The sequence below is a fragment of the Vibrio nitrifigilis genome (assembly GCF_015686695.1).
GTDB classification, from domain to species: Bacteria; Pseudomonadota; Gammaproteobacteria; order Enterobacterales; family Vibrionaceae; genus Vibrio; species Vibrio nitrifigilis.
This window is the reverse complement of record NZ_JADPMR010000004.1, coordinates 1,464,545-1,489,971: the sequence shown is the minus strand read 5'-3', so window position 1 is coordinate 1,489,971 and position 25,427 is coordinate 1,464,545. Positions and strand designations below refer to the sequence as shown.

The 25,427-nt window shown below is 41.7% G+C and carries 21 protein-coding genes and 2 pseudogenes; 17 read left to right on the top strand and 6 right to left on the bottom strand.

Translation table 11 applies throughout. From position 1 onward, the window contains the following. Positions 1 to 2: 2 nt before the first annotated feature. The 6 genes from I1A42_RS23015 to I1A42_RS22990 form a co-directional block, all read right to left on the bottom strand. Positions 3 to 671: an HAD family hydrolase gene (locus tag I1A42_RS23015; protein WP_161154419.1), complete on the bottom strand. Its 669-nt coding sequence runs from the start codon at positions 669 to 671 to the stop codon at positions 3 to 5. A gap of 132 nt (positions 672 to 803) precedes the next feature. After that, positions 804 to 1,433 (bottom strand): glutathione S-transferase family protein, encoded by a 630-nt coding sequence (locus I1A42_RS23010; RefSeq protein ID WP_161154418.1) that lies wholly within the window; start codon positions 1,431 to 1,433, stop codon positions 804 to 806. Positions 1,434 to 1,457: 24 nt separating this feature from the next. After that, the gene (locus I1A42_RS23005; protein WP_196125269.1) at positions 1,458 to 2,480 is read right to left on the bottom strand and encodes an NADP-dependent oxidoreductase; all 1,023 of its coding nucleotides are present in this window, start codon (positions 2,478 to 2,480) and stop codon (positions 1,458 to 1,460) included. A gap of 70 nt (positions 2,481 to 2,550) precedes the next feature. Next, entirely contained in the window at positions 2,551 to 3,144 is a 594-nt protein-coding gene (locus I1A42_RS23000) for a TetR/AcrR family transcriptional regulator (protein ID WP_161154416.1), read from the bottom strand. Positions 3,145 to 3,200: 56 nt separating this feature from the next. Next, positions 3,201 to 3,944 (bottom strand): 2'-5' RNA ligase family protein, encoded by a 744-nt coding sequence (locus I1A42_RS22995; RefSeq protein ID WP_196125267.1) that lies wholly within the window; start codon positions 3,942 to 3,944, stop codon positions 3,201 to 3,203. 143 nt (positions 3,945 to 4,087) lie between these two features. After that, positions 4,088 to 5,767 (bottom strand): RluA family pseudouridine synthase, encoded by a 1,680-nt coding sequence (locus I1A42_RS22990; RefSeq protein ID WP_196125265.1) that lies wholly within the window; start codon positions 5,765 to 5,767, stop codon positions 4,088 to 4,090. Between the two features lie 126 nt (positions 5,768 to 5,893). Here I1A42_RS22990 and I1A42_RS22985 point away from each other — a divergent pair, with 126 nt between their 5' ends. The 17 genes and pseudogenes from I1A42_RS22985 to tssA all read left to right on the top strand — a co-directional run bounded on the left by I1A42_RS22985 (position 5,894) and on the right by tssA (position 25,426). After that, positions 5,894 to 6,790, top strand: a complete 897-nt coding sequence (locus tag I1A42_RS22985) for a cation diffusion facilitator family transporter (RefSeq protein WP_196125264.1) — start codon at positions 5,894 to 5,896, stop codon at positions 6,788 to 6,790. A 2-nt stretch (positions 6,791 to 6,792) separates the two neighbouring features. Continuing rightward, positions 6,793 to 7,209: a MarR family winged helix-turn-helix transcriptional regulator gene (locus I1A42_RS22980; RefSeq protein ID WP_196125262.1), complete on the top strand. Its 417-nt coding sequence runs from the start codon at positions 6,793 to 6,795 to the stop codon at positions 7,207 to 7,209. 1,120 nt (positions 7,210 to 8,329) lie between these two features. Further along, positions 8,330 to 9,349 (top strand): SEL1-like repeat protein, encoded by a 1,020-nt coding sequence (locus I1A42_RS22975; RefSeq protein ID WP_196125260.1) that lies wholly within the window; start codon positions 8,330 to 8,332, stop codon positions 9,347 to 9,349. A 414-nt stretch (positions 9,350 to 9,763) separates the two neighbouring features. Next, a complete protein-coding gene (gene tssB / locus I1A42_RS22970; RefSeq protein WP_161154410.1) occupies positions 9,764 to 10,258 on the top strand; it encodes a type VI secretion system contractile sheath small subunit in 495 nt (164 codons plus the stop codon). Between the two features lie 58 nt (positions 10,259 to 10,316). Next, entirely contained in the window at positions 10,317 to 11,789 is a 1,473-nt protein-coding gene (gene tssC, locus I1A42_RS22965; protein WP_161154409.1) for a type VI secretion system contractile sheath large subunit, read from the top strand. Positions 11,790 to 11,791: 2 nt separating this feature from the next. Further along, positions 11,792 to 12,229 carry a type VI secretion system baseplate subunit TssE gene (tssE, locus tag I1A42_RS22960; RefSeq protein WP_161154408.1) on the top strand — a complete coding sequence of 146 codons (438 nt, stop codon included), beginning with the start codon at positions 11,792 to 11,794 and terminating at the stop codon, positions 12,227 to 12,229. 5 nt (positions 12,230 to 12,234) lie between these two features. Continuing rightward, positions 12,235 to 14,004: a type VI secretion system baseplate subunit TssF gene (gene tssF, locus I1A42_RS22955; protein WP_196125258.1), complete on the top strand. Its 1,770-nt coding sequence runs from the start codon at positions 12,235 to 12,237 to the stop codon at positions 14,002 to 14,004. Then, positions 13,968 to 14,990 (top strand): type VI secretion system baseplate subunit TssG, encoded by a 1,023-nt coding sequence (gene tssG / locus I1A42_RS22950; RefSeq protein ID WP_196125256.1) that lies wholly within the window; start codon positions 13,968 to 13,970, stop codon positions 14,988 to 14,990. The genes tssF and tssG overlap by 37 nt, the downstream gene beginning before the upstream one ends. A gap of 3 nt (positions 14,991 to 14,993) precedes the next feature. Continuing rightward, complete coding sequence (tagH, locus tag I1A42_RS22945) at positions 14,994 to 16,481, top strand: type VI secretion system-associated FHA domain protein TagH (protein WP_161154405.1); 1,488 nt, start codon at positions 14,994 to 14,996, stop codon at positions 16,479 to 16,481. Then, a complete protein-coding gene (gene tssJ, locus I1A42_RS22940; protein ID WP_202436384.1) occupies positions 16,481 to 16,984 on the top strand; it encodes a type VI secretion system lipoprotein TssJ in 504 nt (167 codons plus the stop codon). The genes tagH and tssJ overlap by 1 nt, the downstream gene beginning before the upstream one ends. A gap of 6 nt (positions 16,985 to 16,990) precedes the next feature. Then, positions 16,991 to 18,325: a type VI secretion system baseplate subunit TssK gene (gene tssK, locus I1A42_RS22935; RefSeq protein ID WP_161154404.1), complete on the top strand. Its 1,335-nt coding sequence runs from the start codon at positions 16,991 to 16,993 to the stop codon at positions 18,323 to 18,325. A gap of 2 nt (positions 18,326 to 18,327) precedes the next feature. After that, entirely contained in the window at positions 18,328 to 19,101 is a 774-nt protein-coding gene (gene icmH / locus I1A42_RS22930; protein ID WP_161154403.1) for a type IVB secretion system protein IcmH/DotU, read from the top strand. Positions 19,102 to 19,129: 28 nt separating this feature from the next. Beyond that, positions 19,130 to 21,742 carry a type VI secretion system ATPase TssH gene (gene tssH, locus I1A42_RS22925; protein WP_161154402.1) on the top strand — a complete coding sequence of 871 codons (2,613 nt, stop codon included), beginning with the start codon at positions 19,130 to 19,132 and terminating at the stop codon, positions 21,740 to 21,742. 2 nt (positions 21,743 to 21,744) lie between these two features. Further along, positions 21,745 to 23,062: pseudogene (locus tag I1A42_RS22920) on the top strand (sigma-54 interaction domain-containing protein); the annotation flags it as partial. Positions 23,063 to 23,169: 107 nt separating this feature from the next. Next, a pseudogene (locus tag I1A42_RS25375) lies at positions 23,170 to 23,343 on the top strand (helix-turn-helix domain-containing protein); the annotation flags it as partial. Next, entirely contained in the window at positions 23,340 to 24,011 is a 672-nt protein-coding gene (gene vasI / locus I1A42_RS22915) for a type VI secretion system-associated protein VasI (protein WP_196125254.1), read from the top strand. The pseudogene I1A42_RS25375 and the gene vasI, both read left to right, overlap by 4 nt. Before the next feature lie 8 nt (positions 24,012 to 24,019). Beyond that, on the top strand, positions 24,020 to 25,426 hold the full coding sequence (gene tssA / locus I1A42_RS22910; protein ID WP_196125252.1) for a type VI secretion system protein TssA: 1,407 nt from the start codon (positions 24,020 to 24,022) through the stop codon (positions 25,424 to 25,426). The last annotated feature ends 1 nt before the right edge of the window (position 25,427 follow it).

Here is a 25,427-nt window from a genome sequence, read left to right as displayed (position 1 = left end):
TATTATGCAGAAATCAGTGCTTGCTGTTTCAATTCTGCTAATACGGTCTTAAGAGAAGGTCGAATGTGATGGCCTAGTTCAATAATGTCAGCGGATGGCTCAACGAGATCTGGTATTTGGTAGGTGATCATCTGCGCTGCAACGGCTGCTCTAACACCATTATTGGAATCTTCAAATGCGAGACATTGTTCTGCTGGAATATCTAAACGGCTTGCAGCAAGCAGATAAATTTCCGGATCTGGCTTACCATTTGTGACTTCACAACCTGTTGATGTGGAATCAAAATATTTATCTAAACCGGCTAGGCGTAATTTAATTTCCGCGATTTCCCTGCGCGTAGAGGTCGCGACTGCGGTAGGAATATTATTCTCTTTCAACCAACTGAGTAGTTCGATAACCCCTTCTTTTACCGGTATTGCTTGTTGGGTTACCACGGCATCGTAACGAGAACGCCATGCTTCGTGTAAAACCGGATAATCGAGGTCTGGTCCATAACCTGTCCGTAGTGTTTGTTCAATACCAGCCGCATTACGGCCAATAATATTTAGGTATATGTCTTTTAAAAAAGGCACATCAATGGCTTGGCAGGCTTGTTGGAAAACATTCATACATACTCGCTCTGTATCGAGTAATAGTCCATCCATATCGAAAATCGCAGCTTGAAAAGTCATAGTGTCCTTCAATTTAAAAAATGTGATCTCTATTGTCACACATCTTGGCTTTGATTGGGAATAAAATGAAACACCAAACCCGAAGGTTTGGTGTTGAGGCATAAAGGCAGGTGTGGATTGAATTTAGTGGCCTTATGCTGATTGGGTATCGTACTGGGCTTCGAGCTTATTAGCTTTTTGGAAATGGGGATTTTCACTCAAGGTTGCATAGTAGCGCTGTAAGTTCGGATAATTTTGTAGGGCGCCAAGTTGTTGCAGAACTTCGGGAATAAAAGACATGATGATATCTGCACCGCTAAGTTTATTTCCGACCAAGTACGCTTTGTTGGCTAATTCTTGATTTAAATAGCCCATTACTTTTTCTAACTCTACTTGAGCGTAATGATCAAGAAACTGAGTGTCGTTAGGTTCTAATGCTAAGAAGATTTTTAGTAATGTTGGAACCATGGCTGAGCTTTCAGCAAAATGTAACCATTGTAGATATAGAGCATAATCTTGCGTGCCTTTTTCTGGTACCAAGGTATTTTCGGCAAATCGACCTGCTAGGTATTCTATAATGGCACCTGATTCTGCTAAGACAAAACCATCTTCATCGATAACCGGCGATTTACCCAGAGGATGGATCTCTTTTAATTCTTGAGGTGCTAGTTGGGTTTTACTATCACGCTGATAAGCTTTGATCTGATAATCAACACCAAGTTCTTCGAGTAACCAAATGATGCGCTTAGAGCGTGATTTATTTAAGTGGTGTAATGTAATCATGGTTTAATCCTTAATTTTTGTTGGTTAGCTTATTTTCACTACCAGCTTGCCAAAATTTTTGCCTTCTAATAGGCCGATAAAGGCTTCGGGAGCATTGGCTAATCCGTCCACGATTTGCTCCTTATATTTAACTTTGCCATCGTTAACCCACTGTGTCATTTGTTCAGCAAATTCTGGGTAACGGTGTCCATAATCATCAAAGATGATAAAGCCCTGAACTTTTGCGCGTTTGATGAGTAGTTTTACCATCAATTGGCCCATACGGTCTGGCCCTTCAGGAAGTGATGTAGCGTTGTATTGAGATACTAAGCCACAGAGAGGTATGCGAGCTCCTGTGTTGATTAGTGGTAATACGGCATCAAACACCTTGCCACCAACATTTTCAAAATAAACGTCAATGCCTTTATCGCAAGCTTTCGCGAGCTTTTCTGCAAAATCATCTGCTTTATGATCAATACAATCGTCGAATCCTAGTTGGTCTTTTGCGTATTGGCATTTTTCTGCGCCACCAGCAATCCCAACGACACGACAGCCTTTGATTTTACCTATCTGACCAACAGTCGCGCCTACTGGCCCTGTTGCCGCCGCAACAACAATGGTTTCTCCCGGTTGAGGGGTTCCAATATCTAAGAGTCCCATATACGCAGTGAAGCCGGGCATACCAAGCACTCCGAGTGCCCATGAAGGATGAGTCGGATTGGAACCGAGTTTGAGTAAGCCTTCTCCGTTCGAAATAGCGTAACTTTGCCAACCGGTATAACCTAAAACCCATTCTCCAGTTTGATAGTCTGGGTGGCGTGATTCAATAACCTGGCTAACCGCACCGCCTACCATGACATCATTAATGGCTAAGTTAGCTGCGTAGGATTCTGATTCACTCATACGCCCACGCATATATGGGTCGAGTGATAAATAGATGGTTTCTAGTAATACCTCACCGTTTTGCACGGACGGCACGGATATGCTCTCTAAACGAAAATTTTCTTTAGTTGGAGCACCTGTTGGGCGAGATGCTAGAACGATACGTTGGTTGTTTAGAACTGTCATAAAGAACCTTATTAGACCGGTCGTCTAGTTGTTGGTGGCAAAAAATCCGCTTTCAATTAAGCGGATTCAATTAATAATTTTGACCTTTTAATATCTGTTCGGTCACTTCTAATGCTTGATTTAAGCTTGCATCATCCTGACGGATTTTTGCGATTAAGCTGGCTCCAATCCAGAACTCATATAAATATTCAGCGGTTACAGAACAATTGCTGACATGCAGCTCTTTTGCTTCAACCCCTTGCTTTATATAGTCTGACAATTGCGTGATTACTCGATTGGTTCCCTTAAGTAATACTAAGCGCATGCTTTCTGATAGATCACTGACTTCTCCAGCCAGTTTAACCACTAAACATTTGTTGCTTTGAGCACTGACACTATTGTGTTCAACCCAGTAGTGCCAATAGCGCATTAAGTTTTGGTAGTAATTCCCTGGTGCTGAGTTAAACAAACTTGCTACTGATTGTAAGTATTGTTCAAAATAGTCTTGCAGCAAAGCTTCACCAAATTGTTCTTTTGAATCAAAGTAGTGATAAAACGAGCCCTTTGGTACTTCAGCAGTTTTTAGTAATTCAGATAACCCCACGCCAGTAAAGCCTTTTTTGCTGACTAGTTGGTATCCGGTTGAAATAATATGTTGTTTTGTATCTAGGGTTTTACTGTTCATGGGCGCTACTATAACAGCGATTAGACCAGTCGTCTAGTCGCTGTTAGGTTAACATTTTAGTGAATATCCGAATGGTCGTTGCTGTTTGTGTGAGTAAAAAGATACTCACCTAAGATTTTTTTCTGCTGGCCCCATTTATCAGTAACACCAACGCCGATCCCGATCACTGCGCCTTGAGCTTTGGGCTGTTGGGTTGTCATCATACGGCTAAAGTTGATCAGCTCAGGGCTATTTTCTTCTGCCAGCAAGGTCAAATGGGGGGCGAAATTTTGGAAGACATTAGGACTACCATAGCGTTCGAACGCGGCTTTTTTATTGGGATAATTAGCGACCCAATTAGGGATCGGGCTATTTTTGTTTCTCAGTGGTTCTATTGCTAAGGTGACTTCGTCCGCTAATCGTTGTAGTTCAGTAGAATTATCAACGTTGATAAATGCCCACTTGCCTTTGGTTACTGTAAAGCCTTTTGCTGAAATAGGCAGAGCATGATATTTCTCCGCAAGTTGACTGACGATTTTTTGAATGTTTTTTTCTTTAGCTTGATCGAATGTCGATAGGTATAAAGTGATATGTACCGGTTTTCCTTGGCGATAAAAACTGGTCATGCCGTAATCATTGAGTTGATCGCTCGTTTTCTTAACTAAATCAACAATGGGTTGTGAAGGAATAGCAAAGACATCGATACTTTCAGTGCTGACACTCGGTGTCTGTGTGTCAGCGTAGGAAGATACAGAACTGAAAGTAAATGCGAGTGTGCCAATGATACTTACAATACGTGTCGTTCGTTTGAAATATGTCATGGAGTATCTCAATAGTTGTTCCAAAGTTACTGATATCAAAGCAATCGTAACTTTGGAAAGGAATATTTTTTTAGTAAAACAGTTCGATTAATGTACGCTTTTGTGTACTCCTTGGCGATAGCTATCTTTCTTCTCCTAAGCACTTAAAAATTAGGTTTAGCGTTGAATACCATGAGCTGCTGAGTATAGGGATGCGTGAATATTAACTCTTCGGCATGTAAATGCAGCCGTTGATCTTTGGTGCCGTATAAATCATCCCCTTTAATCGGCATATTAAGACCTTGCTGGTGGGCACAGTGCACGCGGAGTTGATGTGTTCTTCCTGTATGTGGAAAAAGACTCACGCGACTACAACCGTCTTCGTCATCGCCTACCCATTGCCATGTCGTATGAGAGGCTTTTCCATGTTCAAAACACACCATTTGACGTGGTCTATCTTCCAAATCAGCTCGAAGAGGGAGTGTTATCTCTCCCGATTTTTCTGATAATTTGCCTTCTAAGACGGCCACATACTTTTTCTGCACTTGGCGAGTAATGAACTGTTTTTGCAAATGCTTATTAGCTCTTCGCGTTAAGGCAAATACCAATAGTCCGGATGTAGACATATCCAAACGATGTAATACAAAAACACCTTCACAATCGCCAAATTGTTTTTGTAGCCTTGTTAAAGCGGAGTCTTTCACATGCACGCCAGGTACAGAAAGTAACTCTGCTGGCTTATTAATAACCACAATAGCATCGTCTTGGTAAACGATATCGATCTGTGTGTGTTCTCCTGGGTTCTGTAATAATGGGTTGTCGTCGACTTCCATGCCTTGCAGCATATGGCCAAGAATAGGAAAACATTTACTCTGACAAGCCGGGTAATATTTTTGATGCTGGCGAATCTCTGATTTTGGAGAACAACCCCACCAAAATTCTGCCATACATATAGGTTCTAATTGATGCTGAAACGCATATTGCAACATTTTTGGTGCGGCACACTCCCCCGAACCTGCTGGTGGCACTGGATTTTGGAGCGGTGCAAAAATATCTAATAGGGGTTTCATCTCTCCGTTTTTATTCAACATTTGATATTGAGCAAAAAGATGTTGCTGTAAAGCGGCAGAACGTTGACGACGCTCTTCTTTGAGCTGTTCGATTTTTGTTTTCACTACATCGAGCTGACTCTGATAATAATCAGATTTTGCCTGCCATTTTTCTTTTAAAGCAAGCTGCTGTCTTTTTTCGGATACACTCTGTTTACCCAACAAATCAAGCTGTTGTTGCAATTCGTCATCACTTAACGTGTTCTCAAATATCTTTCTTTTTTCCTTACGGATTTTACGTTGTGCGATAATGTGTAAACGTAATGCTTCCAACTCGTCCTGTGCATGGTGATGCGTTTCAGCGAGTTTTGCTTGTAATTGGTTTAATTTTTCCGAATTACTCAGGGTTCGGACTTGCGCGTTAATGTCGGCAATCGCATCCGCCTCTGGCTTGAACACATCGCTATTCTTGATACGGTCGAATAGTGGTGGCACAAATCCGGGTTGATTTAGCTCCCCTGCCAGTAAGCCAGAAAAACCAGCTAAATAGCCTAGTTCACCATCGGCATTTTTTACCACTAAAACCCCAAACATTTTTCCATGTCCTTTTGGCTCTGATTCGTTGAGACCAAAGGGATGGTTCCATATTTGTTGCTTCTCTATATAACGTTGCAACTCTTTTGCTGCGATGACGCATAAAGGATGAGGGTCATAACAAAAGGGATAGGTAAATTTTAATGGCAGCTCTATGTGAGAGATGTTCGATGTAAATGGTGTCAAGCAGTTTGGGCTCATAAAAATAGCCGTATCAATTGAGTTCAGAGGATTGTACCTAGTGACAGAAAATATTCCATTGCCATTTTACTTTGATTATCAAACAAACTATCATGACTATAGTTTGATAATCAAAGTGTATGAGTTATGAGTAATCAAAATTGTATAAAAGCAGCCACGTTTTCTTATCTGAATGAGTCAGGGGAGAAAAGTACTATGTGGGTACTGCTGTTAACATTGACCATGATGATAATAGAGATCTCGGCCGGAACCATTTTTGGTTCTATGGCGTTATTGGCGGATGGTTGGCATATGGGAACCCATGCAGCAGCGTTTTGCATTACGTTGTTTGCTCTTCGTTATTCCCGGACTCATCGAGACTCCCGAACTTATTCTTTTGGCACAGGAAAGGTGAGCGTTCTTGGTGGTTTTACGAGCGCTGTAGGGCTGGAAATTGTCGCCATTATTATGGTTATCGAATCGATAGCGAGGATAGTTTCACCGGAATCTATCGAATTCAATGAAGCCATTGGGGTTGCGATTATTGGCTTGACAGTCAATGTGGTCAGTATGTTTTTATTGCATGACCATCATGACCATCATGACCATCATGACCATCATGACCACAACCTGAAAGCAGCGTATATGCATGTATTAGCCGATGCTTTAACGTCGGTGTTAGCGATTATTGCTCTCATTGTTGGGAAATACTGGGGATGGATTTGGTTAGATCCAGTCATGGGGATTGTAGGTGCATTAGTCATCACTAAATGGGCGTGGGGATTAATGAGGCAGACAGCGCCGATTTTGCTGGATGCCCAAGTAAATTTATCTTATGAGAAGAAAATTCTCGAAAAATTAGAAAGTTTGGGTGTAGCGGTAAAAGATTTACATATGTGGCGTGTCAGTGCGGATCATTATGCCGCTATGTTGACATTAGAAACTAAAGGTAATGAAAATTCTGCGTTTTTTAGACACCAACTCAGAGAGTTTGATAGAATATCGCACCTCACTATAGAGGTCTCTCATCCATCAGGTAATTAGATATGCAGCATTTAGCCAAACTGAACAACTTGATCACTGAGTTTTACGACAAAATGTCTTCTTGGGAGCTTTCTGTGGTTAAAGAAACTAACTTTTCTTTAGCTCAAGTTCACACACTGGAAGTTCTGGGTAGCCATGGTGCAATGCGCATGAAAGAGTTAGCTAACCATTTGGGTATTACGACAGGGACCTTGACCGTACAAGTAGATAAGCTAGTAAAAGCAGGGCTAATCGAAAGGCAGTCGTTAGAAGGAGATAGGCGTTCTATTTTGGTGAATTTAACCGAAGAGGGCACTCAAGTGTTCAAGATTCACAATGATCTTCATTTGCAGTTGACAGAAGATCTTACTCGTCACCTTTCAGAACAAGAACAACAAATCCTTGCAGATATGTTGAAAAAAATGAATCAAGAATTCTAAAATATGGTTTATAAGCCAGCTCCCTCACCATGCCGTTTCAGAGAGCATACATTCGCTATCAGTCAAGGCAATGATTTGAAGATAGAGTTATTCTGCTTTCAGAACTAGTCACACAGCCTTGGAGTCAATAAAACTTGCTCTTGGGGCACGCATCAGCAAGTCTATTTCTTCATTCAATCACGTTGAAAGGGAACAAACATACCTTTAAAGATGTTGATCTTGGCCTGTGCTCTTTGATGAGGCTCTGAATTCTGCATCTTGAGGCCATTTGAGGTATAGCGTAGTTACTAAAACAAGTATCCGTTTAAAGTATAAAATCCCAGCAACCTCCGTCTCTATGTATTTAGAAAGCTAATTATTCATTTTCAAGCATTTGTATTTTTTATTTCTTCTGTTGTTAAGAGCCGATATGTTAAAAAATTGACTTTAATAGATCAGAGATTTTTAAAAGTTTGTTTTTGTGATGTTTATCCAAAAAATATATTTTAAAGGTGATTGTTAAATGTTTTATGCAAAGTTTATGTAAATTATTGGTCATTAATGGGTTATGACTTTTTAGGTATATAGAATGATGTTTTATTAAATTCCTGATTTTATTGTGTCTTAATGATTAATTATTTTTTTGTTTTAATTTTGTCAGAAAATGGTAAGTATTTTAAATTTGGAATATCTATCGCAAAGTTGAATTGTTGCTTTAATGAGGTGATTATTTTTACTTAAATTTACGTCATTATAGGGCCACTAAGCAGAGGTACTAATAAGCAATTGGCTTATTCGTATTGAAATCGATAGCTTGTCGGTCTGCTTAACTGAATTCTAAATAACAACGTCACCAGAATGTTTGGGATGAGCGATAATCTACCATGGCTAGGGTTATTATCACGAAGGCAATAAGTATCAGATATTCAAAAAAAGAGCTTAGAAGCCCAATCCAAACATAAAAAAGGCTTATGGAGAGTTGATATGGACAGCAACGTTTTAGTTTGTTGCAAACAAACTAACATAGTGCGTCACTTGATGATATCTATCATGTATTGGTCACGAACCCTTGACGATAAACTTACGGTGGCTTTTGAGGCTGCAACATTAACAAAAATAAATGTCTTTAGAGGTCGTGTCTGTGGCAACTTTCACTAATAGTATTATCGCGTCTTTGATTCTTTTAGGGTGTACGAGTCATGCTTATGCCGAAGATACATCCAGTGATAAGTCTTATGATATTAGTAGCTTGAATGCTAATGAAGCTTATCAAGAAGGCAAACTTCTTCGGGCTCAGCTAAAAAATACCAAAGCTCGACCTTATCTAAAGTATTCTGCAGATAAGGGAGATGCAAAAGCTGCATACGTCTATGCAATGGAATTGTCGAACTACAATACAACAATTCGTACCCCCCCTAAGGCGCAAGAATATTTACTAAAAGCGGCTCAAGGTGGTAATCGGCAAGCTATGCGCCATTTGTATCTCGATGGTAACTGGCTGAGATTACGTGAACGTAACTACTGGAAGAAACACTATTACAATAGCTTGATTACTTTAGGTCAGACAGAACCAGGTCAAGCTATGTTCGAGTTGGCTAATTTTTATCGTAAATCGGATCAGGAATTATCGAACTACTATCTCAATAAATCGCTTGATTTTGATATTCCAAAGGCATTAATGGAAAAAGCAAAATCGATAGAGTCTGGGGAAGGCACTTATATTTTCCCTGGTAGTCGAGAAAAAACAATAGATAAGATGTATAAGGCTGCAGCAGATACAGGGTATATGCCAGCTGTACGTAATTACATTCAACGCCTTGAAGATTTGGGTAATTATCAAGAGGCTTTTAAATGGCGCCAGAAAGCGGTGAAGGAAGGTGATTTAACTTCACTTGCAGCTGTTGCAATCATCTTGAGTGGATTTAGTACTGATTATCAGTTTGTAGACCAAGACTTAGCCACGGCCAAAGCCTACTACGATATATACTTAGAAACGGCAGGGACAGATCGACTGGGTGTTTTGTATGACAATATAGAACAACATTATTCAGATATTATGAAAACAATTTCACCAGAAGATTTATCGAAATCGAAAAAGATTGAAGCGAATTTACGTAAAGAGAAACCTTTTTATAACCATGATGTTTATTGGGATATTTGATCTAACCCGTTGGTGGTAAAGCTAATCCATAAGTCTGACAAGACATTATTAATAGGATGGTTTTTTTTGGAAACTAGATCATATTTTAATACATTAATGTGATGGTATTTTGTTCTTAGTGAATAGAATAGGGTTGTTCTGAATTAAATGAACGTTGAATAACAAAATAGTAGCTTGTATATTATTGAACGTTCGAATAGAAGATAAATAATATAAGTGCCATTGTCTTACTCAAATAAAAGATACTAACTATTTGGTTGCACTCAATTAAACGGCTTAAAGCAACTAAATATTAAGACAGTGATACGCAAAGAATTTGATATATAAATAACGTCAGAATGTATAGGGTTATTTTTGTGACTTTATACATTCGTATTCATTAACAGCGATTGGTATAGGTAGTGGAGACATAGTATGTCTAAAGAAGGAAGTGTAGCTCCTAAAGAGCGGATTAATATCAAATATGTTCCGGCAACGGGAGATGCACAGGCTGAAATTGAATTGCCATTAAAAACTCTAGTAGTTGGTGATTTTAAAGGCCATTCAGAGGAAACTCCAGTTGAAGAGCGTGCGACAGTTTCAGTTGATAAAAACAACTTTGAATCTGTTATGCGTGAAAGCAACCTTAAACTTAGCACATCAGTGAAAAGCAAATTGTCTGATGACGAAAATGCTGAACTGCCCGTCGAGTTAAGTTTTAATACCCTGCAAGATTTTGCTCCAGATTCTGTAGCAGCTCAGGTTCCTGAATTGAAAAAGTTAATCGAATTACGTGAAGCACTTGTTGCGTTGAAAGGTCCTCTAGGAAATATCCCAGCGTTCCGCGATCGTCTACAAGAGCTCCTTAATTCGGAAGAATCACGTGAAAAACTACTTTCTGAACTGAACATCGTTAGTTCGGAAGAGTAATTCGCTTAAAACTTGACTCATAACTTTTGTCACATAATTCACGGTTAGGAACAAAAAGATGTCTACTACAGAATCAGCATTAGAAAGTGCTCAGCTCGCCGAAGGTGGCTTGCTAGACGAAATCATGTCTCAAACTCGTATTGCACCGAGTGAAGAGGGATATGATGTTGCGAAAAAGGGTGTTGCAGCCTTCATTGAAAACTTAATTGGTTCAAATCAAACGGATGAACCTGTAAACAAGTCACTTGTAGATCAAATGCTTGTTGAACTTGATAAAAAAATCAGTTCTCAAATGGACGAGATTTTACATAATGAATCTTTCCAACAGCTTGAATCATCATGGCGTGGCTTGAAGCTATTTGTTGACCGCACAGATTTTCGCGAAAACAACAAAGTCGATATTTTACATGTAACGAAAGCAGAACTGCTTGAAGACTTTGAATTTGCTCCAGAAACATCTCAGTCTGGTCTATACAAACATGTTTATTCTTCAGGTTACGGTCAATTCGGTGGTGAACCAACAGGCGCGATTATCGGTAACTACGCCTTTACGCCATCTACACCAGACATGAAGCTTCTCCAATATATGGGGGCTTTGGGCGCGATGGCGCATGCTCCATTTATTTCAAGTGTTGGTCCTGAGTTCTTTGGCATCGACTCTTTTGAAGAATTACCAAATATCAAAGATGTAAAATCTATCTTTGAAAGTCCAAAATACACTAAATGGCGTTCACTACGTGAGTCAGAAGATGCTCGTTATCTTGGCCTTACTGCGCCACGTTTCTTGTTGCGTGTTCCTTATGACCCAACAGAAAATCCAATCAAAACCTTTAATTACCAAGAAAATGTGACTGAATCTCACGAGCATTATCTATGGGGTAATACAGCGTTCGCTTTTGCAACTCGTCTAACCGATAGCTTTGCAAAATACCGCTGGTGTCCAAACATTATCGGTCCACAAAGTGGTGGTGCTGTTGAAGATCTTCCTGTGCACGTTTTTGAGTCAATGGGTGCACTTCAAACGAAAATCCCAACGGAAGTACTTATTACAGACCGTAAAGAATTTGAATTAGCAGAAGAAGGCTTTATTGCTCTTACTATGCGTAAGGGGAGTGATAACGCAGCATTCTTCTCTGCAAACTCAATTCAGAAACCAAAAATCTTCCCTAATACCAAAGAAGGTAAAGAAGCGGAAACTAACTACAAGTTAGGTACTCAGCTTCCTTACATGATGATTATCAACCGTCTTGCTCACTACATTAAAGTTCTACAACGTGAACAAATCGGTTCTTGGAAAGAACGCCAAGATCTAGAACGTGAATTGAACGGCTGGATCAAACAGTATGTTGCTGACCAAGAAAACCCACCAGCAGACGTTCGTAGCCGTCGTCCTCTTCGCGCTGCGAAGATTGAGGTTGCAGATGTTGAAGGTAACCCAGGTTGGTATCAAGTGTCGTTAGCAGTTCGTCCTCACTTCAAATACATGGGCGCGAACTTTGAATTATCACTGGTAGGTCGCTTGGATCAATAATCATGACATACATTGCACCTGAAGAGAGTGCATTTGGAGTTGGCTTCTTTGAACGTTTAGAAGCCGGCTCTAAGCCTATGTCACTGACCCAAGGGCCAGAACCTGGTGATGTACTCGAATCTGTAAAACGTAATGTTGCGAATATTTTGAATACTCGAGTTGGAGGCGCTGAAAGTGCCCCCAATTTGGGATTGCTTGATTTTAATGACGCAACACTAGAGACAATGGACTTGTCGTTAAGGATTCGTCTTGCTATCCAAAACTGTTTGCAAACTTATGAACCGCGTTTAATTAACGTGCAAGTAAGAGCTGACAACGGTGGCCAAGATCCATTAACGCTAAGATTCCATATTGTCGCAACGCTCAACAGTGAAGCACTGCACGACAAAATACAGTTCAATTTGCTGTTGGATCAAAATAGAAAATATCGAGTGTATTAAGCTATATGACTCAAGATAAGTACTTCAGAGAAGAACTCGCCTTTTTAAAAGAGCAAGGGAAAGAATTTACTGAAATTCACCCCCAGCTAGCGCGGTTTCTCCATGGGCGTAATACGGATCCTGATGTGGAACGTTTGTTGGAAGGCTTTGCTTTTCTGACTGCACGCTTGCGAGAAAAAGTGGAAGATGAGTTTCCTGAACTTACTCACTCGATCATCAATATGTTATGGCCTAACTATCTACGCCCAGTGCCAAGCATGACAATTATGTCCTTTTCTCCAGACAAAAGTGTCAGTGAAAAGCAGACAGTCGCGCGAGGAACTCAGCTAGATAGTAAGCCGGTTTTCGGTACTAAATGTCATTTTAGAACTTGCCGAGATGTCGACTTATATCCTTTAAATTGCTTTGGTGTACATGCTGAACACACGAGAGAAGCGACCACAATTAGTTTAGATATGTGTCTAAACGGCGATATTAGTGCTGGGGATGCTAAGTTAGGCAAATTACGTTTTTATCTAGGTGGTGATCAGTACAGCTCTCAGATGTTATATCTTTGGTTAAATCATTATTTGGCCAAGATCAGTGTTGAGGTAAATGGTGTAGAGTTTTCACTACCTAAAAATGCATTTTCAACTGTTGGCTTTGAAAGCGAGCAGTCTTTATTGCCATACCCTAGTAATGTTTATGAAGGATATCGTATTCTTCAAGAATACCTCTCTTTCCCAGAAGCGTTTCACTTTATTGATATTGCCGGCTTAAGCCACGCATTGCCAAAGAATGTGCATGGTGAGTTTAAGTTGAAGATTAGTTTTTCTAAAACATTGCCGAGTGATGTTCGTGTTCGTAATGAAAATTTCCAATTGTATTGCACACCAGCAATTAATCTATTCGAGCACGATGCTGATCCTATTGATCTCAACGGTAAGAGAACCGAATACCGTGTAATACCTTCAAGTCGCTATCCATCTCACTATGAAATTTTTAGTATCGATAGTGTGACTGGGTGGCAGGACTCAACCCAATCAGGGCGTCGAGTTCGTGGTGAAAAACGTGTTTATTCTGCTTTTGAAAGTTTTCAACATGAAGTTGAACGTGCTCGTAATCGCAAGGCGTTGTATTACCGTAGCCGAACTCGTGACAGCATTCGTGGTGACGGATTTGATACTTTCCTATCCTTTGTTCGTAGCGATGAAACTGCTTCAATTGGTGTCGATGAAGCTGTTTCCGTAAAGATTACCTGTACTAATCGCCTATTACCTTTAGAACTAGGTATTGGCGATATTTGTGAACCGACAGATACTTCTCCGCCTTTTGCTGCTTTTAGAAATATCACCATCCCAACGCAATGTTTACGTCCAGTTTTAGATGGAAGTTTGCTTTGGACATTGATCTCAAACTTATCTCTTAACTATCTGTCACTACTATCAAAAGATGCTTTGAGCAGCGTTTTAAGAGCTTATGATTTCCGTGCATTAGTCGATAGACAAGCTGAGCGCATTGGTCGTCAACGTTTAGAAGGCATCGACAAAATTGAATCAAAACCCGTGGATAAAATTCTACGAGGTTTACCTGTTAGAGGTTTGCAGTCAATTATTTATGTTGATCAAACTAAATTTGGTTCGGAAGGTGATTTGTACTTATTTGGCACAGTACTGAGTCACTTTTTTGCACTTTACGCCAGCATTAACTCATTCCATGAGTTGGTGGTGGTTAATATCACCAATCGAGAGAAGTACACATGGGGAACTCAGAGCGGAATGCAGCCGTTGATCTAATGATTGACGATGAGCATACGCAAGTGCCCCATGGGCATTTGCCCGAAAAAGTACATTCATACAACTTCTATCAGTTGGTCGAATTGCTGCAGAGGTTGAATGATCTCAATCCTGAATCTGAAGAATGGGAGCGTGAATGTCGCTTGGTGTTTAGTGCCAACACAAGTTTGGGTTTTTCACCATCAGACGTAGCTTCATTAACCGAGCGCGATGATGACCGTTTGGTAATGCTGACTAACTTTTTTGGTTTGTCAGGTGCTCAATCACCATTACCTGGTTTCATTACTGAGCAATTAGCATGCGAAGAGCCTGGTGGTTATCGGCAACCATTTTTTGATTTTTTTAATAATCGCCTCATCAATCTGGTTTACCGAGTATGGCGAAAGTATCGCTATTACGTGCGGTTTCAACCAGATGCAGAAGACGATTTTTCAGCACAACTGTTCGCGTTAGTAGGTTTAGGCGATTCCCGTTTACGCGGTGAAGCGCCGATCAACTGGTGCAAAATGTTGGCATATGCTGGCACGTTAGCGGGTCGCAGCCGTTCACCGCAAGTAGTGGCAGGGATTATTGCTCACTGTTTCGATTTACCTAAAGTCGAAATTCAGCAGTGGGTACGCAGAAAAGTCAACATTGAACGCGAACAACAAATGGCGCTAGGGATGCAAAACGCACAACTCGGCGTTGATTCGATTATTGGTGAAACCGTTATGGACTGTAACGGTAAGTTCACCATCCAGATTAGTGAACTGACTCGAGAACGGTTTGCTGATTTTCTTCCTTCAGGCAAAGAGTACCAACCTCTATGCAAGTTGGTGGAAGTGATTCTGCGTGAGCAGATGGCTTATGACCTTGAGTTAAGTATGGCGGAAGATGAAGCGCCTGCAATGCAATTGAACTCTAAAAGAGGTGTTGCATTGGGATGGACTACTTTCCTCGGCGAAGAAGCTCAAGATCAACACGTATTAATACAAGTGAGGCAATAAAAAATGAATAAAACAACATCGCCTTCACTCACTTTATTGGTTACCAACGTTCAGTTATTGGAATCAGGCTTAACTGCTCAATCAACGTGGACCGAATCTGGTGGCACGATTGGCTCTGACACATTTGCGACATGGCGATTAAAAGATTCGCAAAATAAAGTAAGAGCTGTGCACTGTGAATTGGTGATGATTGATGGTGCGTTTTGTATTAAAGACCGTTGTGGTGAGACGTATGTGAATGGATCTCATATGCCGCTTGGTTTGAATCAACTCGCTAAGTTGGAACATAAAGATGAAGTGGGTGTCGGCCCATATCAATTACGCGTGCTAATGGGCACAACGGTCGATGAACCAACAGTAGGTTCACTCGATACCATGTTTACGGACGGTGAGGTTGACTTGCTTGCTGATGCGACTGAAGACGAAGAAGAACGCACAGAAGAAACCCGCGTTGACGCTGACCCATTGCTGGCGTTGGATGCCGTCAAAACGAGAACAGAAGAAACGGAATCGTTAATTGATGATCCTGTGCCAGAAGTTAATGAAGAATCAGATTCTATCGTGCCTGAGGATAATCTGGTTCTGAACGAATTGAACTATACACCTCAGGCCGATAGTGAGTATGAAATGACTTCTTCTATCAGTTTAAAACGAATTTTAGGTTTTGGTTCTCGTAAAAAGGAAGCAAAAAAAATTGCTGAAAATCAGTCTCATGCAGAACCAATACCACAATCACATTATAACGACACAACGCTAAACAACGTATCAGAGGGCTCCCCAATGGATGACAAAGTACTAGATTTGCTTGAAGAGGAAGTTGCAAAAAGTTTCCAATCAGAACAAGCAGAGACTCAACATCAATCTAATGAAACATCGGTATCACCAACAGGCAGTAGTAAGCACCTGCTAACCGGTCCGATGTTGCAAGGTTTAGGTGTTGATATCAGTGATGATAATGATATGAAACGCATGCATATGTTGTCAGAAGAAATGGGTGAGTCCTTACAGGCGTGTGTTAAAGGTTTACTTGATCTCCACCAACAAGTCAGTGAAGGTCGATTTGGTACGATGAACCGTAACCTTCAACCGATTGAAGATAACCCGCTTCGTCTTGGTTTGTCTTATGAAGAAACCGTGCGCACTATGTACGATTCTAACAAAAGCTTAGTTCACCTATCTGCGCCAGCCGCTATTTCTGAAAGTTTGAAAAACGTTCGTGATCACAATGATGCGATGCAGCATGCAACATCAGAAGCTCTCACTCAAATCTTGGCCGCGTTTTCTCCAGAAGTGCTTTTACGCCGTTTCCAACACTATCGCCGTAATACCGACGCACATGCATCGAACGATCAAGCGTGGGCGTGGGACATGTATTGCAATTACTACAAAGAACTGACGTCAAATCGCCAACGTGGTTTTGAAAAATTGTTCTGGGAAATCTTTGAGCAGGCGTACGACAAAAAAATCCGTGAGAAGCAACTGGAGCTGTAATGGTGAAAAAACTGCTGTTGTTGCTGTTGCCGCTCATGTTGTTGACCGCTTGTAGTAGCGGTGGCTCTTCTGAAGAACAACCAGAAGATGCGTACAACCCAGCGAAACAGCCGACGAAGGTGACACTCAGCCTTGTCGCAGATGAAGGGGTGAATCCGAATATTTGGGGTGAAGCATCACCCGTTGAAATTCAAGTGTTTGAATTACAAGATGATTCTATGTTGATGTCTGCTGATTATGACCAACTGAAAACAGACTATGAAAAAGCACTACGCAGTAACTTTATTAAAAGCTATGACTACGTGTTGATGCCAGGACAATTTAAGTTTGTTAATTCTTTTGAAATTAGTAAAGACACTCATTACATCGGTGTGATTGCACACTTTGCGGACCCTGAACTGAGTGAGTGGAAAAAAGCGGTCAAAGTGATCAATAAGGGGCGCGAGTACCACTTATTAATGCTTTTTAAAGATTACAACGTCAAATTAGATCGGGTGGAGTGATAGGCCATGTTTGCACGTAACCGAGTTATCTGGAATGAAGGGTTGTTTATTAAACCTCAGCATTTCCAGCAGCAACAGCGCTACACGGAATATTACATTGATGAACGCATTAGCGCGGCTAGTCGTTATCTTTATGGTGTTTCTGAGCTGTCACTAAACCCAGAATACCTTTCTTTTGGACGTATCGCTATTGAACGAGCCGTTGGAATTATGCCCGATGGCACCGCATTTCGTATTCCTCAAGAAGATGCGATGCCTGATGCACTAGAAATTGAAGATGCTTCATTGGCAAACCAGCTTATTTACCTTGCGGTTCCATTGCGCAGTGAGTCGTTGATGGAAGTGAACTGGCCAGAAGAAAAAGGGACGGGTCGTTATGTGAGCCGTCGCATGGAAGTTCGCGATGTTCACAGTGCACAAGGTGATACGACAACTATCGATGTGTCTCCTGTAAGAATGCAGTTGATGCTGGAAAAAGAAGATCGTAGTGCCTACGCATCCATCGCTATTGCTCGTATTTCTGAAAAGCGTCCAGACGGTAGTGTCGTTCTCGACCAAGAATTTATTCCCTGTCACTACAATGTGGTTGGACTATCGGGTTTGCACCGTTTCATTAATGAAATGTCTGGCTTGATGCGTGAGAGAGCTAAAAATATCGCTCAACGTATCGCGGCCCCATCACAAGGTGGTGTTGCTGATGTATCCGATTTTATGTTGCTACAAGCATTAAACCGCTTACAGCCGCAAATGCAACATTTGGCAGAATTACGTAGTCTTCATCCTGAACGTTTATTTGAATGCCTTTCGACTGTGTGTGGAGAGCTCTCAACGTTTACAAGCGAAAGCCGTATGCCACCGAGTTTACCAAGTTATAACCACGATATGCCGGGACTGTCATTCGGCCCTCTGATTCGTAACTTACGTCAGAGTCTAAGTGTGGTACTTGAACCTCGTGCAGTTTCAATTCAGCTAGATAAACGTAAATACGGATTGATGGTTGCGCCAGTACACGATCCACAATTGATGGACAGTGCTGAATTTATTATTGCTGTTAAAGCACGTATGCCGCTTGATGAACTTCGCCGACTCTTTACTCAACAAACTAAAGTGTCATCTGTTGAGAAAATTCGCGAACTCATCTCATTGCAATTGCCAGGTGTTCCACTTGTTTCTCTACCTGTAGCACCTCGCCAGTTACCATATCACGCTGGTTATACATACTACCAATTGGATAAGACTAGCCCTGCTTGGGATATGCTGAAAAATTCTAGTGGTTTTGCATTCCACGTTGCAGCAGCGTTTGATGATCTAGACCTGCAGTTCTGGGCTATTAGGAGTTAATCATGGCGTTAAATAAAAAAGAACAACAATACAGTGAGTTATTGTTTGATGACGTCGAACAAATCAACTATGACCAGGACTACTGGTTCCAACTACGCGGGGATAACCCGAACGTACTGATTGATGCGGCGACCCCGTTATTCGGGTTATCTCTACGTGTTCGCTCTCTGTCTGATTGCGACAATATTGAAGAGATTTATCACCAAACGATCGAAGAAATTAAAGCTATTGAAATTGAGTTATCTGAGCAAGGTTTTGAACATGCTGTTCTCATGGCTTATCGCTATATTCTATGTGCATTTTTAGATGAGGCGGTGATGGGAACTGAATGGGGAGCATCCAGTGTTTGGGCTGAACACTCTATGCTTTCCCGTTTCCATAATGAAACGTGGGGCGGTGAAAAAGTGTTTACTATTTTAGGTCGTTTGGAAGACGAACCTAAGCGTTATCAACCACTATTAGAATTCATTTATCACTGCTTAGTCTTAGGCTTTGAGGGTAAGTACCGTGTGATGGATGGTGGTCACGTTGAACGTGAACGAGTGATCACGCGATTGCACGATTTGCTATCAAGTATAGATGAAAAAACGGTGCCATCGTTGGCAAGTGCCACAGACCATGTTGTTCAATCAAAATATAAATTAAGTGCTCAAATGCCAGTTTGGTCGGTATTTGTTGGTTTTTTCATTCTGTGGGTTGGGGTATTTCTTGGCTATACCTATGTCCTACATGAAAAAACAAGTGACGTCATTAATCAATTAAATCAAATACTTTAACTATAAAATAAAAGGCTAGGTGTTCGTCGTGATCCGTATTGAATTACCCACACTGATTTCAAAGTTGAATGCTCAAAGTAAACTGGCTTTAGAGCAAGCAGCGTCCCTCTGTATCGAGCGTCAGCATCCAGAGGTAACACTAGAGCATTATTTAGATGTTCTTATCGATAACCCACTATCGGATGTTCGCTTAATCCTAAAACAAGCAAACATTGAAGTAGATGCCGTAAAACAGGCCTTAGCATCAAGTTATGCTCGTGAACAAGCATTGGATACTTACCCTGCTTTTTCACCATTATTGGTCGAAGTGTTACAAGAGGCATGGTTACTGTCTACCACTGAACTTGAACAAACGGAACTACGTTCCGGTGCGGTATTTTTGGCTGCAATTACACGTGCTGATCGCTACTTACCTTTGAAATTGATCAAGCAGTTTGACAGTATCAATCGTGAAAATTTAAAAAAACATTTTGTAACGATTCTTGCTGATTCATCTGAAACAAATGTCGAAAAATCAGGTAAATCATCAGCACAATCATCAGTGTTAAATAGTGATTCTTCACCATTAAATAAATACTGTACTAACGTAACAGAGCAAGCTCGGAACGGTGAATTAGACCCAGTACTTTGCCGTGAAAATGAACTGAACCTGATGATCGATATCCTGTGTCGTCGTCGCAAAAACAACCCAATCGTTGTTGGTGATGCAGGTGTAGGTAAAAGTGCGATGATCGAAGGGTTAGCTCTTCGTGTTGTCGCGGGTAACGTACCGACACAACTTAAAAAAATCGACCTTTATTCATTGGATTTAGGCCTGCTGCAAGCCGGTGCTTCAGTGAAAGGTGAATTCGAAAAACGTCTTAAAGGTGTGATAGATGCAATTAAGCACGCACCGAACCCCATCATTCTGTTTATTGATGAAGCTCATACTCTGATTGGTTCTGGTAATCAAGAAGGGGGAAGTGACGCGGCCAACCTTCTCAAACCGGCGTTGGCACGTGGTGAACTAAGTACCATCGCAGCTACGACTTGGAAAGAATACAAAAAGTACTTTGAAAAAGATCCAGCGTTAACTCGTCGCTTCCAACTTGTTAAGTTGGAAGAGCCAAGTATCACTCAAGCCGTTGATATCTTACGTGGCCTGAACGGTGTGTATGAAAAAGCTCATAACGTTTTAATCACAGATGATGCGCTTAAAGCCGCAGCTGAATTATCAGCACGCTATATTTCTGGCCGTCAACTGCCCGATAAAGCGATTGATGTTCTTGATACAGCATGTGCTCGAATTGCGATTAATATGACCACACCGCCGACGCGTATTTCACTCCTTGAAACGGAATGTCATCAACGTCAGCTAGAAATCGATATGCTTGAACGAGCGGCTTACCTTGGTCAGGATGTTGATCAAGCTCGATTGGATGTTCTTCATGCACAAGAAGCTCAAGATGAGGAAGAGAAAGAAGCCTTAACTAATGCTTGGAATGAGCAACGCTCTTTGGTTGAAGGTATCGTCGAATTGCGTGCTGAGTTGATGGAAGCAAAGCAAGCAGAAGAGCCTGAACAAGAAGCGATTGAGGAGTTAACCGCCGAGCTTAAAAATAAATATCAACAGCTTAACAGCATTCCTCATGGGGAACGTTTGATGTACCCGCAGGTGGATACCGATCAAGTGGCAGAAGTTATTGCTGATTGGACCGGCGTACCCGTTGATCAAATGAACACCGACGAACTGCATAAAATCACTCACTTAACTGAAATTTTGGGTAAAGCGATTAAAGGGCAAGACCCTGCGATTGAACGCGTTCACCGTCATTTACTTACCGCACGCGCTGACTTACGCCGCCCTGGTCGTCCAAAAGGTGCATTCTTACTGGTTGGTCCTAGTGGTGTTGGTAAAACAGAGACCGTGGTGCAACTTGCTGAGCAATTGTATGGTGGTCAACAGTTCCTGACGACTATCAACATGTCTGAGTACCAAGAAAAGCACACAGTTTCACGCCTAATTGGTTCACCTCCAGGTTATGTCGGTTACGGTGAAGGTGGTGTGTTGACGGAAGCAATCCGCAAAATGCCATATTCAGTGGTTCTGCTCGATGAAGTTGAAAAAGCACACCCAGAAGTACTCAATATCTTCTATCAAGCGTTTGATAAAGGTGAATTGAATGATGGTGAAGGCCGTAAAATCGACTGTCAAAACGTGGTCTTTTTCCTAACTTCAAATTTAGGTTTCCAAACCATCGTCGATTACTCAGATAATCTAGCAGAGCTTGATGACGCATTGTATCCAGAATTGGCTGCGTTCTTTAAACCTGCATTACTTGCTCGTATGGAAGTGATTCCTTATATGCCACTGAACAAAGAAGTGTTAGGTGACATTGTGAAAGGTAAGTTAGCGCGTTTAGAAAATCTATTAGCAGAACGATACTCTGCAGAGGTGGTGGTTGAAGAATCATTGATTGATGAGATTCTTAGCCGTGCAACTCGCTCTGAAAATGGTGCGCGTATGCTTGAAGCTATTATTGATGGTCAGTTATTACCGCCAGTGTCACTTGCATTATTAAACAAACTTGCAAGTAAAGAGCCTGTCATTCGAATTTCATTGTCTGCACAAGATGGTGAGTTCATCGGTGAGGTCGAGTAATCATGAGTAACTGGTTAGCTTTCGCGACCGACCTTGTAGGATTGAGAAAGCCTCATCAGCTTGCGACACGTTTTGTCGATATTGTGTCGCAAGAACTCGGACTCTCAACTTGCATGTTATTGATGCCCACTTCGGATGGGCGTCTGTTGGTCCCACACGACTCAACATTAGAGTGTTCATGGGCAGTAACGGATTTTGATAACCCGTTTGCTCATGTACTTCAATCCGCGAATGCCATGCATTTAACCGCAGACGAATTAGTTTTTTGGCAAGCCAATCGTCCGTTTTCTCAATTGGTTTCCAATGTTGGTATGTTCGACTCAGTACTGATACAGCCATTACCATTAGGTGATCAGCATGTGCAGTCGATATTACTAATGGTGGGTGAAAGCCATGTGGTGACTGGCGCGTTTGATGATGAAACGTTCGTCAAATTTGTAGAGCTTTATCTACAACAACGTGCGTTATTGATGACCATGGAGCGTGACGAGCATGATCGTCGGGCTTTATCGGAATCACTTAACGATATTAAACGTTGTTCTGTTAAACAGTCATTGGCGCAAAATTTGTCGCAAAAATTAATTGGCAATAGCGATGTGATGCAAAAACTTCGTCAACAAATTGCGAGTGCTGCTCAATCGCAACTGTCAGTTATGGTTCAGGGAGAAACCGGCACTGGTAAAGAGTTGGTTGCTGAAGCAGTACACCAGTTATCATCACGTAAAGATCAACCATTTGTCGCTATTAACTGTGCTGCCATTCCAGAGAATTTGTTAGAAAGTGAGTTGTTTGGTTACTGTAAAGGCGCTTTTTCTGGTGCAGATAGTGACAAACAAGGTCTGATCGCTCAGGCGAATGGTGGAACACTATTCTTAGATGAAATTGGTGACATGCCGCTTGCATTGCAAGCGAAACTGTTACGCGTTCTTGAATCTCGAACTTTCCGTCCAGTAGGGGGGAAACAAGAACAAGCGTCTGATTTTCGTCTGGTATCTGCTACTCATGTCAACTTAATTGAACAAGTACGTAACCGTGAATTTCGTCAAGATCTCTATTATCGGTTATTCCAATATCCAATTACGTTGCCGCGGTTAGCTGCACGACTGGACGATATCGAAGTACTTGGCCAACATTTTGTCGATCTGTTTAATGAGCAGAATGGAAAAAATATCAGAGGCTTGCACTTCAAGGCGGTGGATTGTCTTAAGCAGCATAATTTCCCTGGTAATGTTCGTGAACTCAAACACTTGATCGAGTTTGGTTGTGCGCAAACAGAAGACGGAACACAAGTTGAGGAACACTGTTTTGCTCATCGTATTATGGCGATGGCAGATATTGCCCCTCAACCGCAATCGGCGGAAGTGGCCGTTACATCTGCTGCGTTTGCAGCAGCACCTACCACATCGACTCCTGACATTAATGATGTGAACTGCGAAGTCATTAGTGACCTTAAAGCGGCATTAAATGACTTTGAAGCCAAGATCATCACTGAGCGTCTAAAGCGTTACTCCGGTGATCGTGCCAAAGCAGCGCTGAGTCTGGGTATTCCCAAACGAACCCTAGCTTACAAGTGTCAAAAATTGGAGATCAAATCTCAATGAATACTCAACGACGAATTGTCTCACTGTTTAGCTGGGTTGCCTTTTCATTTTGTGTGTTTTCTAGCCCATCGATGGCGGCTGGTAATGATACGAAATTGGTCAAAAAGGCGCAGCAATGTCGACTTATCACTGGCAGGTTAGAGAGGCTAGACTGCTTTGATCGCGTATTTAAAACACCGATTCAAGTCGCGCAAAAAGATGGTGAAGCGTTCCCAGAAGCTTGGCAAAGAGCAATGGATGCGGCTCATCAAGATGGTGATAAGGATCGTGCTTTAGTCACTCAGGGGGAAGGGCGTGGCAGCAGCGCTTGGATCGCTTTAACAGCGACTAACGATAACACTCAATTCAAAGGAAATGCTAAGCCAGTGTTACTGATGGGCTGCATGAATAACCTAAGCCGAGTTGAGCTTGCACTTCCACAACCGGTTGAAGATGGCCGCATTCGCGTTGCAGTAGCTGGTGGTGATCAGCAGTATTGGCGTAGTGATGATCTCGGTGTATTGATGTCATCAGCACGGGGGCTACCGGCAATTCGCATGATGAAATCCATGGTTAAAGAGCCTCGTCTCGTTTTGCGTTCTAATGCAAAATTTGCCGACGGGCTTAACTTTAATACACGAGATATCGCCCAAGATTTATCAGCGCTTCGTCAGCGTTGTGGTTGGTAGGTGACGATATGGAATTAGCAGAATATCGTCGTCAGATTACCCAACCAATCCCAGGTGATAGTCCTGTGGGTGAACGTTTGTTTGATGATCCGTTGTTTGATTTCGTTGAAGACCAAATGATGAAAGTGGGTTCACTTTCCCACGCTAGCGTGCAATGGGAAGAGGTGGAGCACAGTACGGTCAAATTGTTAGGCGAAAAAAGTAAAGACATTAAATTATTGGTGTATTTACTACAGTGTCTGCACAACGATCCGACACCATCACGTTTCAAAGCATCTTTTGATGTGATGAGTGATTTCATGGAAAACTTCTGGGAAGACAGTTTCCCAGCACCGGGTAAACGCGGCAATTTACCGCGTCGTAAATTTTTTAGCCAAATGGCACAGCGATTTGCTCTCGTTCTCGAAAAATTAGAATTTAATCGCTATGACTCAACCGCACGTGAAGCGCTACTGCAATCGGTCGCGACATGGGAAAAAAATATTGAGTCCCATGGCTTAACTTCCGATGTCGTAGAATCTGTGGTTTTGAAGATTCAAAACGAATTACGCAGAGTTGAAGAACGACAAAAAGTTGAGCAAGACAAGCCGGCACAAGCTCAGGAAAGTGAGGCTCGTCCAACGACAACAACGACTTCATTGTCAGTCGATAATTCCAGTGATAAAGCTGCCAAGCAAACTTTGCTTAAAGTCTCTGAATTTCTTGCAGAACAAGAATATGGAATTGCGTTATCAGTGCGTCTTCGTCGTTATGCAGTATGGGGGAGTATCACCTCTTTGCCTGACCACAAAGCGGATGGCGAAACCATGTTGCGCGGTATGCAACAAGATAGAGTTAAAGATTATCAAGACCAAATGCGTCACCCTGATTTGGCCTTATGGCGCAAAGTAGAACAAAGTTTGACCATGGCACCCTATTGGTTTGACGGACATTTTATGAGCTATCAGATTGCCGAAAGCCTAGGAAAAAAAGAGTGGTGCCAAGCCATCATAGAAGAAACAGAGCAGTTTCTTACCCGCTTACCTTCTTTGTACGATTTAAAGTTCAAAGGTGGGGAGCCGTTTGTCTCTGAAGAGGTAAAGGAGTGGCTAGCTTCTAAACCGGGACAAGCGGCAACACAATCTGGTGGCGGCGGTGATTGGCAAGAAAAACGCAAAGAAGCTTTTAATGTGGCTAAAGAAGGTGGAATTGCGGTGGCTTTATCGATGCTAAACGATGGCTTAGTGAGTGCAGTGGAACCGCGCGATAAGTTTTATTGGCGACTCTTGTCTGCAGACTTGATGCAGGCAAATCATCTTGATGCTATGGCTAAAGAACAGTATCAAACATTACACAACCAAGTGACAACCATGAGTGTAACCGAGTGGGAACCGTCACTGATTGAACAATTAGAAAGAAATACAACGTCAGAGTAAA